This window comes from Sphingomonas sp. UNC305MFCol5.2 (assembly GCF_000712135.1).
In the GTDB taxonomy this organism is placed as follows: Bacteria; Pseudomonadota; Alphaproteobacteria; order Sphingomonadales; family Sphingomonadaceae; genus Sphingomonas.
Window position 1 is genome coordinate 390,009 of record NZ_JOOE01000002.1, and the last position, 13,244, is coordinate 403,252.

Annotated in this window: 14 protein-coding genes and 1 tRNA gene; 4 read left to right on the top strand and 11 right to left on the bottom strand. The window is 67.2% G+C overall.

Features of this window, described 5'->3' with window-relative positions; translation table 11 throughout:
- Positions 1 to 138: 138 nt before the first annotated feature.
- The 7 genes from BR78_RS0108985 to BR78_RS0109015 form a co-directional block, all read right to left on the bottom strand.
- Positions 139 to 2,085 (bottom strand): glycoside hydrolase family 2 protein, encoded by a 1,947-nt coding sequence (locus tag BR78_RS0108985; RefSeq protein ID WP_025561118.1) that lies wholly within the window; start codon positions 2,083 to 2,085, stop codon positions 139 to 141.
- A gap of 10 nt (positions 2,086 to 2,095) precedes the next feature.
- A complete protein-coding gene (locus BR78_RS0108990) occupies positions 2,096 to 4,402 on the bottom strand; it encodes a GH92 family glycosyl hydrolase (RefSeq protein WP_231478244.1) in 2,307 nt (768 codons plus the stop codon).
- Positions 4,403 to 4,842: 440 nt separating this feature from the next.
- Positions 4,843 to 4,919 (bottom strand) — tRNA-Arg (locus BR78_RS0108995).
- Between the two features lie 34 nt (positions 4,920 to 4,953).
- Positions 4,954 to 5,409 (bottom strand): DUF1178 family protein, encoded by a 456-nt coding sequence (locus tag BR78_RS0109000; RefSeq protein ID WP_029936218.1) that lies wholly within the window; start codon positions 5,407 to 5,409, stop codon positions 4,954 to 4,956.
- Entirely contained in the window at positions 5,406 to 6,251 is an 846-nt protein-coding gene (locus tag BR78_RS0109005) for a carbon-nitrogen hydrolase family protein (protein ID WP_029936220.1), read from the bottom strand. Before BR78_RS0109005 ends, BR78_RS0109000 begins: the two co-directional genes overlap by 4 nt.
- A complete protein-coding gene (gene grxC, locus BR78_RS0109010; RefSeq protein ID WP_025561271.1) occupies positions 6,248 to 6,505 on the bottom strand; it encodes a glutaredoxin 3 in 258 nt (85 codons plus the stop codon). Before grxC ends, BR78_RS0109005 begins: the two co-directional genes overlap by 4 nt.
- Before the next feature lie 34 nt (positions 6,506 to 6,539).
- On the bottom strand, positions 6,540 to 7,271 hold the full coding sequence (locus tag BR78_RS0109015) for a ComF family protein (protein ID WP_025561270.1): 732 nt from the start codon (positions 7,269 to 7,271) through the stop codon (positions 6,540 to 6,542).
- Here BR78_RS0109015 and BR78_RS0109020 point away from each other — a divergent pair.
- On the top strand, positions 7,270 to 8,166 hold the full coding sequence (locus tag BR78_RS0109020) for a class I SAM-dependent methyltransferase (RefSeq protein WP_051683271.1): 897 nt from the start codon (positions 7,270 to 7,272) through the stop codon (positions 8,164 to 8,166). The genes BR78_RS0109015 and BR78_RS0109020 overlap by 2 nt on opposite strands.
- Here the strand turns inward: BR78_RS0109020 and BR78_RS0109025 are convergent.
- Positions 8,163 to 8,576 carry a (deoxy)nucleoside triphosphate pyrophosphohydrolase gene (locus BR78_RS0109025; protein WP_037566413.1) on the bottom strand — a complete coding sequence of 138 codons (414 nt, stop codon included), beginning with the start codon at positions 8,574 to 8,576 and terminating at the stop codon, positions 8,163 to 8,165. The genes BR78_RS0109020 and BR78_RS0109025 overlap by 4 nt on opposite strands.
- Before the next feature lie 56 nt (positions 8,577 to 8,632).
- On the opposite strand from BR78_RS0109025, the gene BR78_RS0109030 reads away from it, so the two are divergent.
- The 3 genes from BR78_RS0109030 to BR78_RS0109040 all read left to right on the top strand — a co-directional run bounded on the left by BR78_RS0109030 (position 8,633) and on the right by BR78_RS0109040 (position 9,361).
- Positions 8,633 to 8,815 carry a Flp family type IVb pilin gene (locus BR78_RS0109030; protein ID WP_029936226.1) on the top strand — a complete coding sequence of 61 codons (183 nt, stop codon included), beginning with the start codon at positions 8,633 to 8,635 and terminating at the stop codon, positions 8,813 to 8,815.
- 132 nt (positions 8,816 to 8,947) lie between these two features.
- The gene (locus tag BR78_RS0109035) at positions 8,948 to 9,115 is read left to right on the top strand and encodes a Flp family type IVb pilin (RefSeq protein ID WP_029936228.1); all 168 of its coding nucleotides are present in this window, start codon (positions 8,948 to 8,950) and stop codon (positions 9,113 to 9,115) included.
- 78 nt (positions 9,116 to 9,193) lie between these two features.
- Positions 9,194 to 9,361, top strand: a complete 168-nt coding sequence (locus BR78_RS0109040) for a Flp family type IVb pilin (protein WP_029936229.1) — start codon at positions 9,194 to 9,196, stop codon at positions 9,359 to 9,361.
- Between the two features lie 83 nt (positions 9,362 to 9,444).
- On the opposite strand, the gene BR78_RS0109045 is transcribed toward BR78_RS0109040, so the two are convergent.
- The 3 genes from BR78_RS0109045 to BR78_RS0109055 are packed head-to-tail and all read right to left on the bottom strand — an operon-like array spanning position 9,445 to position 13,126.
- Positions 9,445 to 10,392: an acetyl-CoA carboxylase carboxyltransferase subunit alpha gene (locus tag BR78_RS0109045; RefSeq protein WP_029936231.1), complete on the bottom strand. Its 948-nt coding sequence runs from the start codon at positions 10,390 to 10,392 to the stop codon at positions 9,445 to 9,447.
- Between the two features lie 11 nt (positions 10,393 to 10,403).
- Positions 10,404 to 11,345 (bottom strand): tyrosine-type recombinase/integrase, encoded by a 942-nt coding sequence (locus BR78_RS0109050; protein ID WP_037566416.1) that lies wholly within the window; start codon positions 11,343 to 11,345, stop codon positions 10,404 to 10,406.
- Positions 11,342 to 13,126 (bottom strand): hypothetical protein, encoded by a 1,785-nt coding sequence (locus tag BR78_RS0109055; RefSeq protein ID WP_231478217.1) that lies wholly within the window; start codon positions 13,124 to 13,126, stop codon positions 11,342 to 11,344. The genes BR78_RS0109050 and BR78_RS0109055 overlap by 4 nt, the downstream gene beginning before the upstream one ends.
- Positions 13,127 to 13,244 lie beyond the last annotated feature (118 nt).

Genomic DNA, 13,244 nt, shown 5'->3' on the forward strand with positions numbered 1-13,244 from the left:
GCGCCGGCCTTCGGCCTTTGCGCTCGGCGTCCATCCTGAATATTAAAAGCAATTTGTCAATTGGATCGAGTTGGTATGTGTGCGGCCCCCGACGATCCGTTGAAGAGATCGCCGCTGCCTGCGGTTTGCCGTTGAAAACTAGGGTGTTGCGGGCGCCGCGACGGGCTCCCACAGGGGCTTTGCCATGCGGGCGAAGGCTTCGGCTGGTGCCTTGGCGACCTCGCGGTCATAGGTCAGCAGGCCGTTGATCTCGCCTTCGACATCGGTGGTCTGGGTATAGACCGACGCGCTCAGGCCATGGACCCTGGCTTGCCGGACGATCTCCTCGAACTTGCGCCGATAGCGCGCGAGATAGTCCTTGGCATCGGTTGTCACCTGATAGCTCCAGCGCTTGTCGTTGCGCCACAAATGGCCCTCGATCGGCCAGCCGACCCCGCCATATTCGCCGATCACGATCGCGCGCTCGGCCTGCCGGGTCGGTACCTTGGGCACGTCCTCATAGGTGTGGATGTCGAACATGTCCGACGCGCCGGGCGCGACGTCGAGCCAGCCGCTATCGGCATTGACCAGCCGGCTCGGGTCCATGCCTTTCACGAAGCGCGCGAGCGTGGCGGAGTCGTACTGGCCCCAGCCCTCGTTGTTGACCACCCATGTCACGATCGAGGGGAAGGCGCGCAGATCGCCGATCATCTGCGAGAGCTCGGTCTGCTGGTCGCTCATCACGTCCGACGAGAGCACGGCCTGGCTCTGGCTGGTGCCCGCGAGGAACTGGTCCTCGCCGCCGCCCGACGGCATGTCCTGCCAGATCAGCATGCCCATGTGATCGGCGTCGTAATAATAGCGCGCCGGCTCCACCTTGATGTGCTTCCGGACCATGTTGAATCCAGCTTTCTTGAGGAATTCGAGATCGTAGCGCATCGCCGCTTCGGAGGGCGGGGTGAGCAGACCGTCGGGCCACCAGCCCTGATCGAGCGTGCCGTTCTGGAAATAGGGCTTGTTGTTGAGCAGCAGCATCGGCTGGCCGGTCACCGTTCCCGGGCCGACCGAGATCTTGCGCATCGCGAAATAGGCCTTCACCCGATCGCGCGGGGCGCCGGCCACCTGCGCCGCGGCATAGGTGTCCGCCTCGCCACGCGTGAAGCGCGCATCATAAGCGGCGCGGTCGCGCTCGGGCTTGCCGGCCCAGGGATCCTTCACCGTCACCAGCTCGGCGACCAGATCGTAGAGGAACGGATCTTCGGGCGACCAGAGATGCGCGTCGGGGATCGCGATGCTGGCGTGGCGATTGGCGCGCAGGATCGTCGAGGCGATCGTCCTGTTGCCCGATTTGACGCTGAGGCGCACCGCGTCGGTGTCGCTCGCCCAGGCGCTCAGCGCGACATCGACTTCGACCTTGCCGGTATCCACGTTCGGCGTCGCGCGGACATCGGCGATGTGGAGCCTGGGCACCGGCTCGAGCCACACCGTCTGCCAGATTCCGCTCGACGCGGTGTACCAGATGCCTTCGGGGTTCAGGATCTGCTTGCCGCGCGGCTGGCTGCCGGCGCTGGTGGGATCGGCGACCTGCACGACGATCTCGTTGGCCCCCGGCTTCAGCGCCGCGGTGATGTCGAAGCCGAAGCTGTCGGATCCGCCCTTGTGTGCGCCGACCGGGGCACCGTTGACCCAGACGATCGCCGAATAATCGACTGCACCGAAATTGAGCATGACGTTCTGCCCGGCCCAGTCAGCGGGGATCGTGAACTCGCGGCGATACCAGATCCGGTCCTCGGGCAGCACTTTGCGAGCGACTCCCGACAGGTGGGACTCCACCGCGAACGGCACGAGGATCTTGCCGTCCATCGCCTGCGGCTGCGACGCGCCGGCCTTGGCGATCGCATAGTCCCACAGCCCGTTGAGGTTCTGCCACTGGTCACGCTGGAGCTGCGGCCGCGGATAGCTGCGCCAGGCGTTCTCGGGCGTCACCGCCCTGCCCCAGCGCGTCGAGATCGCGCCGGTATAGACGGCGTCGCCGCGCGGGGCCTGCTGGGCGAGGGCCGTGGTGGGAAGCAGCGCCAGCATTGAAGCGAGAGTCAATGATCGCATGTCTCTCTCCTCAGTGCCGCGTCAACGAAGGCGGCGCGTCGCCGGGAGCGCTGCCCCAGGCGGGGTTCGGCTTCGGCCCCATGACCAGCACCAGCTTCGCGCCGTTGGCGATGTCGGAATGGCGGAACCACGGTTTGCTCCATGCCCGGCCGTTGAGCGTGGCCGACTGGATGTAGAGGTTCTTCGCCGAATTGTTGCGCGCCACGATCTCGAGCGTCTTGCCGTTGACCATCTGAAGCACCGAGCGATCGAAGATCGGGCTGCCGAGGATATATTCGTCGCTCGACGGATCGACCGGGTAGAAGCCGAGCGCGCTCAGCGCGTACCAGGACGAAGTCGCGCCCTGATCGTCCATCCCCGGATAGCCATAGCCGCTCTCGTCGCTGCCATAGAGATCGGCGAGGACGCGCCGGGTCAGCTCCTGCGTCTTCCACGGCTGGCCGCTCCACGCATAGAGATAGGGCGCGTGCTGATCGGGCTGATTGCCCTGCACGAACTGGCCGATCATGCCGGTGCAGTCGCGGCAGATGCCCTTGGGATTGTACGGCTTCGAGAAGAATGCATCGAGCTTGGCGTTGAAGCCCGCGCGGCCGCCGAGCGCGTCGATCAACCCTTGCACGTCGTGCGGCACGAGCCAGAGCGTCGACCAGCCCGACGCCTCCTTCATCATGAAGTTGTAATAGGGCTCGGCCGGATCGAACGGGCTGATCCACTTGCCGTCGGCGGTGCGCCCGCGGACGAAGCCGATCGACGGGTCGAACACGTTGCGCCAATTGGCCGCGCGCTTGCGGAACAGCCGCGCATCGTTGCGCTTGCCCAGCCGATCGGCGAACTCGGCGAGCGCATGATCGTCCCAGGCATATTCGAGCGTCTTGGCCGCCCCCGCCTTGCCACCGGCATGAGGCGGGCTGGGATTGCCTTCGGGGATCTCGTCCGAGACCCAGCCCTGCTTCTGATACTCGCTCAGAAAATCACGCGGCCCCTTTGGATCCACGGCATTTTTCCGAAGGAATTCGTACGCCGCGGCATAATCGAACGGGATCCCGCGCCGCATCGCACCGAGATACAGGAACACCGCATTGTCGCCGTGGAACGAGCTGTTCATGAAGCCCCGCTCGCGCGCCATGTCGAGCTCGGACTGCATGATGTCGCGCACCACTTCGGGCTCCATCAGCTCGAGCAGCACGATCTGGTTGCGCCCGGTATCCCAGAAAGGCACCGGCCCGTAACGGTCATACGCCACGGACTGCGTCTTTCCATGGCTGTCGGTGAACTGCTCGCCCTTGCGCGCCACCAGTCGCGGGCTGGCGAAGGACTGGAACAGGGCCGAATAGAAGAGCATCCGCTGCTTCGGCGTGCCACCGGTCACTTGCACCCGATTGAGCAATTTCGCCCATTCGGCGCGCGCCTTGCCATGCACGTCGTCGAAATCCCAGCCGGGGCTCTCGGTGCGCAGCCGCTGTTCGGCCGCTTCGTAACTGGCGCCGTGCGCGATCTTGACGAGCACCGGCTCGCCCTGCGCGGTAGTGAAGTCGAGATAGGAGCCGGCGAAACCGCCCTCGATCGTCCGCGCGCCGGGCAGAACATCCTTGTCGCCGATGCCGTAGCCACGCTGGTTGCCCGGCGACTTGCGGAAGGTACCGAAGCTCTTGAACGGCTTCGAGAACTCCGCGACGAAATAGCGCCCGTCGCGCGCTTCGTTATCCCTTTGCGCGGCCACGATACCGCGCACGCTATGGTCGCCGACGATCTCGACCTCGCCGCCGCGCCCCTGCAGATTGAGGATCACATGCGCGCGCTCGGTCGCCGGGAAGGTGAAGCGCATCAGCGCGGTCGCCTGCGTCGCGGTGAGTTCGACCTTCGTCTTGAAGCTGTCGAGAAACACCGAATAATAACCCGGCGCCGCCTTCTCGCGCGCTTTGTCGTAATAGGCCTGGCTGTAGACCGGCGGCACGGTCCAGTCGCCGACCACCGGCATCAGCATCGGCGTCGCCCGTGCGCCATAGGTCGGGCCACCGCCGCCGGTGAAGCCGATCATCGTCGGGCTGGTATAGTAATAGGGCGTCGCGACTCCGGTGGGGTAGCTCAGCTCGACGTTGAAGTTGACCGGCGCCGCCTCGACCGCGCTGTGCGGCAGCCGCGCGCCCGGCGAAGTGATCCCCGAATATAGCGGCTCACCCGCGGGCGGCGCGTTGCCGATCAGTTCGGGCCTATCGAGCGGCGCGGTGCCGACCAGCGGATTTGCCTCGTCGACCGGCTCGCGCGCCCGGCGATCGCTCTGGGCATGGACGGCGCTGCCCAACGCGAAGCTGCACACCGTGGCCAACAGGAGTCCTGCACCGGCCGAGCGGAGGCTGCGGGACTCGCGAGAGCGCACGACTGCCAGCATTTCGGGGGCCTCCTCCATGTGGGCCTCTGCGTGCCCGTTCCATCCGCAGCGAGTCCCTTTCGGGCCCGCCATCGTCGTCCCGATCAAAATGCGATTAAATAAATCATTTTGTCAATTGGTTTCAAAAACCAGTCGGCGCGCGGCTTGCCGAAGAACACATTCGCGCGCCAGGGCTGTAACGACCTTCAGATTCCCCTCCCTTTTAGGGAAGGGTTAGGGGTGGGTACGGAAAGCCGGGCTCGATGCCCGGTCTTTCCTTCTTTTCCTGAGCCGCTCGATGGGTTCGCTGCGCTCGCACCCACCCCCCGCCCCTCCCTTGCAGGGAGGGGAGTTGCAAGTGCTTCGCAGCAGGATCAATCTCAGGCGAGTGGTGACCCGGAGAGGATTCGAACCTCCGACCTCTCGATTAGGAATCGCTTGCTCTATCCTGCTGAGCTACCGGGCCACGCCGCCGCTGGTAGCCAGCGGGGCGACAGGAATCAATTGCGCCGCTCGGGCGGCACCACCGGCACGAGCAACGGCGCGACCGGCACGCCCTCCTCGGCCAGTTCCTGCGCCTGCTCGGCGGTCGCCTGGCCGTGGATTTGCGCGGTCGGCTCGTCGCCGAGATGCATCGCACGCGCCTTGTCGGCGAAGGCGGTGCCCACCCATTGCGATGTCTCGAGCATCTTCGCCTGCGCCGCCGCAATCATCTCCATCGCGGCCTTCACCACCTCAGCGGGCGGCGCATCGCCCGACGGCGCCGGAATCGGCCCGGCCGCGCGATTGCCCTTGGCACCGACATTGGGCGCCATCACTGCCTTGGCGACCTCGCCGTCGCCGCAGATCGGGCACGCGACCAGCCCCGCCGCACGCTGCTCTTCCCACGCCGCGCTCGATCCGAACCATGCCTCGAAGACGTGGCCGCCGCCGCATTTGAGATCGAAGACGATCATAGCGCCTCCACCGGCGGGATCGCGCGGCGATGCTTGAGCACCGGCACCCGGGCTCGCGCCGCCTCGATACGCGCCGGATCGATCTCGGCGAAACCGACACCCGCCGCCTCGCCCATGTCGAGCAGCAATTCGCCCCAGGGGTCGGCGACCAGCGAATGGCCGTACGTCGCGCGCCCGTCGGCGTGCATGCCGGCCTGCGCCGCCGCGATCACGAAGGCCGCCGCCTCGATCGCGCGGGCGCGCATCAGCACGTGCCAATGCGCCGCACCGGTCGGCCGGGTGAACGCTGCCGGCACCGCCAGCAAGGTCGCGCCGGCGTCGCTCAGCGCGCGGAACAGATCCGGGAAGCGCAGATCGTAGCAAATCGCCAGCCCCAGCACGCCCAGCGGCGTGGCCACCGTCACCGCACGCTCGCCCGGCGCATAGCTGCTCGATTCGCGCCAGCTCTCGCCGCTCGGCAAGTCGACGTCGAACAGATGCATCTTGTCATAGCGCGCCCGAATCGCGCCCGTGTCGTCGATCACGAAGCCACGATTGGCGAGCCTGCCGTCGTCGCGCAGCACCGCGAGGCTGCCCAGGTGCACCCACAGCCCATGCTTCGCCGCCGCCTCGCGCACCGCCGCGAGCACGCGGTCGTCCTCCTCGCGCACCAGCGATCCCGCCGCGCGATCCCGGTCCCGATCGAGCAGTCCCGACATTTCCGGCGTGAACAGCATCGCAGCCCCGCCCGCCTTGGCCTGTTCGACGCCCTCGACGAGGGTACGGGCGTTCTCGGCGGGATCGATCCCGCTGGTCATTTGGAGCAGGGCTGCTCTCTCGACGGAGCTCGAGACGGGATTCATGCGGCCAAAAGCGGGTCCAGTCCGCCCTGACGGTCGAGCGCGGCGAGATCGTCCGATCCGCCGATATGTTTGCCGTCGATAAATATCTGCGGGACGCTGGTGCGGCCATCGGCGCGCTGGATCATCTCGGCGCGCCGCGGCCCGCCCATGCTGATGTCGATCTCTTCATACTCGACTCCCTTCGAATCGAGCAGCGCCTTGGCGCGATAGCAATATCCGCAGAAGGCGGTGGTGTAGATTTCGATCTTGGCCATGTCTCTCCCGAGTTGTGATCGGCGACCGCGCTTGTCAATCCGGCGCTTCCTCTCCCAGAACGCGTGCCCAGCAAAGAAGGATCACTTTGTCGGCGCCGCCACGCTTGAGCACACGCGCGCAGACCGCCGCGGTCGCGCCGCTGGTGTGCACGTCGTCGATCAGCACCACGGTCTTGCCCGCGAGCCGCGCCTTCGCGCCATTTGCCAGCGCAAACGCCCCTGCCACGGCCTTTGCCCGTCCCCGCACGCCCAGCCCGCGCAGCACCGGCGTCGCCTTCGTCCGCCGCAATATTGCATCCTCGACGGGCACACCGCTCGTCTTCGAGAGCGCCGCGGCGATCAATGCCGCCTGGTTGAACCCGCGCGACCAGATCCGCCAGCGGTGGAGCGGCACCGGCACCAATAATTCGGCGCCCTCGGGCATCAGCCGCGCCATCGCCCGCGCCATCGTGCCCGCGCAGGCCAGCCGCCCCGAATATTTGAGCTTGAGCGCCACTTCGCGCGCGACCTCGCCATAGGCCACTGCCGCGCGCACGCCGTCATGCGGGGGCGGTTCGGCCAGGCATTCTGCGCAATGCGCGCCCTCGCCGCGATCGAATTCGAAGGGTAATTGGCAGCGCGCGCACCAAGGCGGTCCGAGGAAGCGCAGGCTACCCCAGCACCGGGCGCAGAAGCGGTGATCGGCGGCAGTCATTTCGCCGCAGCCCGGGCAGCGCGGCGGCAGCGCGAGGTCGGCGAGCCGTGCAAGGGAAGCGAGCGCAGCCATGCCGCTCCTTGTCGCGGGCGCCGCGCCGCTGCACAAGCCGCGCGTGTCCGACTCTGAAAACGCATCCGAAATCTTCTCGCGCGCCGCCCGCCGCCGCCGCCGCGACCGCGCCGCTCCGGGCTTTGCCGGCTTCGCCTTTCTGCGCGAGCATATGCTGGAAGGGTTGCTCGAGCGGCTCGATGCAGTGCGGCGCGAGTTCCGCGACGTTCTCGATCTGGGCAGCTTCGCCGGCGACCTCGATATCCCCGGCGCACGCATCGCCCACCTCGACGCTGGCTTCGGCTTCGCCAAGGCCTCCGGCGGCGTGCAGGGTGACGAAGATCGCCTGCCCTTCGCCGATGCGTCCTTCGATCTGGTGGTGTCGGTCGGCGTGCTCGATCAGGTCAACGATGTTCCCGGCGCGCTCGTGCTCGCGCGCCGCGTGCTGCGCCCCGACGGGCTGTTTCTCGGTGCCTTCGCCGGTGCCGGCACATTGTCGACGCTGCGCGGCTGCATGAAAGAGGCCGAGGCCGACCGCCCGGCGGCGCGCTTCCATCCGCAGATCGACGTGCGCGCGGCGGGCGACCTGCTGGCCCGCGCCGGCTTCGCGCTGCCGGTCGCCGATGTCGAGACCCTGCTGGTGCGCTATGCCGGCCTACCCAATTTGCTACGCGACCTGCGCGGCATGGCGGCGACCAATCTGCTCCCGGACCCCGCGCCGCTCACGCGCGACGCCCTTGTCCGGGCCTCGGCCGCCTTCGCCGACCGTGCCGAGCCTGACGGCCGTACGCCTGAGCGTTTCGAGATCATCTATCTGACTGGCTGGGCGCCCGACCCCTCGCAGCCCAAGCCCGCCCGCCGCGGCAGCGCCACCACTTCGCTGGCCGACGCGCTCAAGCCGAAGCGGCCGGACTAGAGCAGGCGCTCCAGCGCATCGACCAGCGGGACATCCGCCGGAGGCATCGCCAGCCCACGCATCTCGGCGGGGCGGACCCATCGCAGCGCGCTTGCGTGCCGCGGCTCGGGCGCTCCCTCCCATGTGTGCGCAACGTAAAGCAGCAACACTAGATGCCGCTCGCCTAGCCCCTCGCTGGCGAAGGCGATCGGGGCCAGCGCCTCGATCGCGATTTCGATGCCCAGTTCCTCGGTCAGCTCGCGCACCAGCGCCGCCTCCGGGATTTCGCCCGGCTCGACCTTGCCGCCCGGGAATTCCCACAGCCCGGCCATCGGTTTGCCCGGCGGGCGCTGCTGCACGAGCACGCGCCCCTCGCCGTCAACCAGCGCGATCGCCACGACCAGCAACAGTCCAGAAGTCTTTCTCGACACTTCGTTAATTCTCTTTCGCTAATTTTCGCCGGTCCTCTGGGGGAGAAGCGGGCATTATGCGAGCCCTTACCAAGTCTATCCTTCGCCTGATCCGTGATTCCAAAGCGGCGACGGCAATCGAATACGGCCTGATCTGCGCGCTGATCGTGCTTGCCATCATGGCGGCCTTGCTCGCGCTCGGAACAGTCACCAGCGAAATGTGGGATAATGTCAGCACCAAGGTCCAGACCGCAGGCTGAACATGGTTAACAACTTGGAAACGGCCCGATTTATACGTTTCTTTACTTCCCTCCGTTAGATCAGTTGATGCCGTACCGGATTTCCGGGCCGGCCGGGTGAATGAAGTAGTTCTAGAACGTTGGAGACCGGTTATGCAGAAGATTCGCAACTTCGTTAAGAATTCCAAGGGCGCCACCGCGATCGAGTACGGCCTGATCGCCGCTCTCATCGCCGTCGCCGCCATCGCAGCGATGCAGGGTCTGGGCAATCAGCTCAAGACGACCTTCAGCAACGTCACGTCGAACATGAAGGCTACCTAAGCCTTTCTCGACGAAAGCAAACGGAAAGGGCGGCGGAACGCAGGTTCCGCCGCCCTATTGCAAAAGGGGGTTCTGACCATGCTTAAGATCCGCAATTTCGTTCGCAATACCCGCGGCGCCACGGCCATCGAATATGGCCTGATCGCCGCGCTCATCGCCGTCGCCGCCATCGCTGCGATGCAGGGCCTGGGCAATCAGCTCACGACGACCTTCAGCAACGTCACGTCGAACATGAAGGCTTCGTAAGCCTTGTCCGACTGAAGCAAACGAAAGGGGCGGCGGAACACAGGTTCCGCCGCCCCTTTCGTTTGTCGCACCAAAGACCGGGGTCAGACACGGCCCATTGCGAGGAACTTGCCGCGCCGCGCCTGACGCAGCGACTCGGGCGACATGCCGTCGAGCGCGTCCAGCGCCTTTTCCACTGCGTCGCCCAGCGCCAGCACCGCCGCACCCGGATCGCGATGCGCACCGCCCAGCGGCTCGCCGATGATCCCGTCGATCACTTTGAGGTCCTTCAGGTGCTGCGCGGTCACCTTCATCGCCTCGGCGGCGTCGGCGGCCTTGTCGGCCGTGCGCCACAGGATCGAGGCGCAGCCTTCCGGCGAGATCACCGAATAGACTGCGTGTTCCATCATCAGCACGGTATTGCCCGCCGCGAGCGCCACCGCGCCGCCCGACCCCCCCTCGCCGAGGATCGTCGCGACCAGCGGCACGCCGAGATTGAGGCATTGCTCGGTCGAGCGGGCGATCGCCTCGGCCTGACCGCGCTCCTCGGCCTGCACGCCGGGAAACGCGCCCGATGTGTCGACAAGGGTGATCACCGGCAGCCGGAACTTGTCGGCGAGCTGCATCAGGCGGATCGCCTTGCGATAGCCCTCCGGCTTGCCCATGCCGAAATTATGCTTGAGCCGGCTCGCGGTATCGTCGCCCTTTTCGTGGCCAATCACCATTACCCTGCGGCCACGGAAGCGCCCCAGCCCGCCGATGATCGCATTGTCGTCGGCAAAGGCGCGGTCGCCGCCCAGCGGCATGAAGTCCTCGATCAGCCCCGCGACATAATGCTTGAAATGCGGCCGCTCGGGATGCCGCGCGACTTGCGTCTTCTGCCACGGCGTGAGCCTGGCATAGGTGTCGTGGAGCAGGCGCTCGGCCTTGGCCTGGAGCGGCGCGATCTCCGCCTGGATATCCACCGCGCCGCCCTCGGCGGTGCGGCGCAGCTCGTCGATCCGGCTCTGCAGCTCGGCGATCGGTTTCTCGAAGTCGAGGAAGGTTGCCATCGCCTCGGCGGTTAGGACGCGCCGGGCTTCGCGTCAACGCGCGCGGCACCCGGTGCCTTGGCCAAGGCCTCGCCCAGCGGATGCCGCTGATTGACCAGATCGACCAGTCTTTTGCTGTCGACATGCGTGTAGATCTCGGTCGTTGCGATATCCGCATGCCCCAGCATCGCCTGCAGCGCGCGCAGGTCCGCGCCGCCCTCCAGCAGATGCGTCGCGAAGGCGTGGCGCAGCACGTGCGGGCTCACGCGATCGGGCGGGATCCCCGCCTCCGCCGCCAGCGCGCGGACGAGCTGATAGAGCCGCACCCGCGAGAGGTGCGCCTTACCCGAGGGAAACAGCCAGGGCCGCCCCACCGCGACATGCGCGTGCCACACCGCCACTGCCGCCCGCGCCCGGTCCGAGATCGGCACCAACCGCTCACGCCCGCCTTTTCCCTTGAGGATCAGATAGGGCCGGTCGGGCGCCACTGCGTTGCGCGGCAGCGACACCAATTCGGTGGCACGCAGTCCCGATCCGTAGAGCAATTCGATCAATGCCGCGAGCCGCAGGTCTAGCGGATCGGCGGGCACCCGCGCCTGCCGCGCCGCGATCACCGCGAACATCGCGTCGACATCCTCGATGCTCAGCACTTTCGGAAGCGCCCGCGACGTACCCGGCCGTGGCAGCGCCGCGCTCGGATCGTCGGCTCGAAGGCCCTCGTCCGCCAGGAACGCATAGAAGCGCCGCAGCGCCGCCGCCTTGCGCGCTACGGTCGAGCGCGCCAGCGCCTGCCATTCGCCCGCCAGTCGTTCGAGTTCCTGGACGCCCGCTTCGCCCAGCCGCCCCTCCAGCACTTCGGAGGCCAGCCGCAGATCCGTGCCATAGGCAGCGATGGTATTCCCAGCAGCACCCGCTTCGGCTCGCATCATTTCGAGGAAGCGCTCGATCAGCGCGTGATCGGCAAATCCGGTCAAGCCGACCGCGTCACCGCCTCGACGGCGATCATCCGCGCATAATTGACCATCCCCGCCGCGCGCATCGCCGCGACGATGTGGAACAGCGCCTCGGGGGCGACATGGTCCCAGCTCACCGATTGCATGCCCACGCCGGCGAGCAATGCCACCGTCGCCGCGTCGCCGCGCTGCCCGGCGGCGTCGATCGCCTGCGTCCAGGCATTGACCCCGCCGATCGGCACGTCGAGCGTCGCCGCCACGCTCTGCGCATCGCCCGCGCTCAACCGGCCGAGACCGGCCAGCCCCGCGGCCAGCATCTGCGCCTTGCGCCGCGATCCGGTGTCCGCAAAGCCCGTGACATCGCCCACGGCCATCCGCGACTCGCCCGGATCGGCGAGCGCGAGCAAGGCCCAGCCCTCGCTGCGAGGCTTGACCACGCCCCGCCATTCGAGCGCCGCGTTCTCATATCCCGACGACAGCATCGCCGCGATCAGCCGGTCGGGATCCTCGACCTTGTCGTTTGCCGGGATCCACGAAGCTGCACGCGCGGTCAGGATCAGCCGGGCATAGCGCGCGCGCGGGCTGTCTGCGCCGTCCCACAAGGTCCGCAGCGCCTTGACGCGGTTGCTCACATCGCCGTCGGTATAGGCAGTGCGCAGGTCGCGCGCGATCGTCTGGCCGGGACCCGAATCGCCGCTTTGTTCGATCTCCGAATAGAGATCGACCAGCCCCGCGTTGGAAAACACGCCCGCCGTAGCTGCGAGCTCGGCCGCCGCCGCACGCGCCGCCGGATCGATATTGGGCGCGAGCGCCTGCCAGTAACGGACCTGTGGGCCCGCGGTCTGGTAGAGCTCGGCCGGCACCTCGACACCCGTCGCGGTCGCCAGTCCCCAGCGCCACGCGGTCAGCTGGGGCACCGAATTCCATTCGATCGTCACCGCGCGGCGCCCCTGCGCGCCGGTGCCGAGCACCTTCTCGGCGAGCAGATTATCGATGTCCGATGGGCTCGTCCCCGAACGCGCACGGTCGAACAACTGGCCCGCCTCATTGGGCTTGCCGGCGAGCCCGGCGCACATCGCCTGCGCCAGCGCCCAGCCGCGCTGCTGGATCGCCGCCGCACCCTTGCCGGTGAGCGGGCAGAGCGCCGCCGGATCACCGGTGGCCAGCGCAGTCTGCATCGCCACCTGATAGAGCCAGGTCGTGTAGTTCTCTGCGTCGATGTCGTCGATCACGGCGCGTGCGGCATTGGCTTCGCCCATGCGCAGCAACGCCCAGGCGCGGTCGGCCGCGAAATCGGCGCCGTTGACGTTAGCCGGCGTATCGAGCGGCGACATCAGCGCACGCCGGAGCACGATCGACGCCCATCGCGAGGCGATCGGCGCATTCATCCGACGCATCAACACCTGCAGCCAGCGCCCGTCGCTCCGCCCGAACGAATCGGCGGGGAACGCGGTGTTGCCCGCGGCAAGCACGCCCACCCGATCGAGCGAATGTCGCGCGAATTCGGGAAGCTCGTATCGCGACAGATCGACCGTGGCCGCTTGCGGCACCTCGCCCTCGGCCACGTTCCCCAAGCTATTGTCGAGGGGCAGCGTCACACCCTCTACCGGCGCGACCGGTGCGGCGGCTCGTGTCGGCGCAGGGGCCGGCCCAGGCGCCGGCGCGGGCGTCGGTGCGGGATCGTCGAAGCCCGGCGGCAGCAGCGATTCGGGCGTATCCTGCCCCAGCGCGGGCATCCCCACGCCGGCGAGCAGCAGCGCCGCAAAGCCGATCCGCGAAACCTTATTTCGTGAGGTTATCAAGCGGGACCACCTTCTCCATGCGAACCGGTTCCTGCTCGGTGCTGCGCGTCGAGAGGAAGACGATTCCTCCGATCAGCACGAGGAGGAGGACAATGAGCACAACGAGGAAACGGGACAT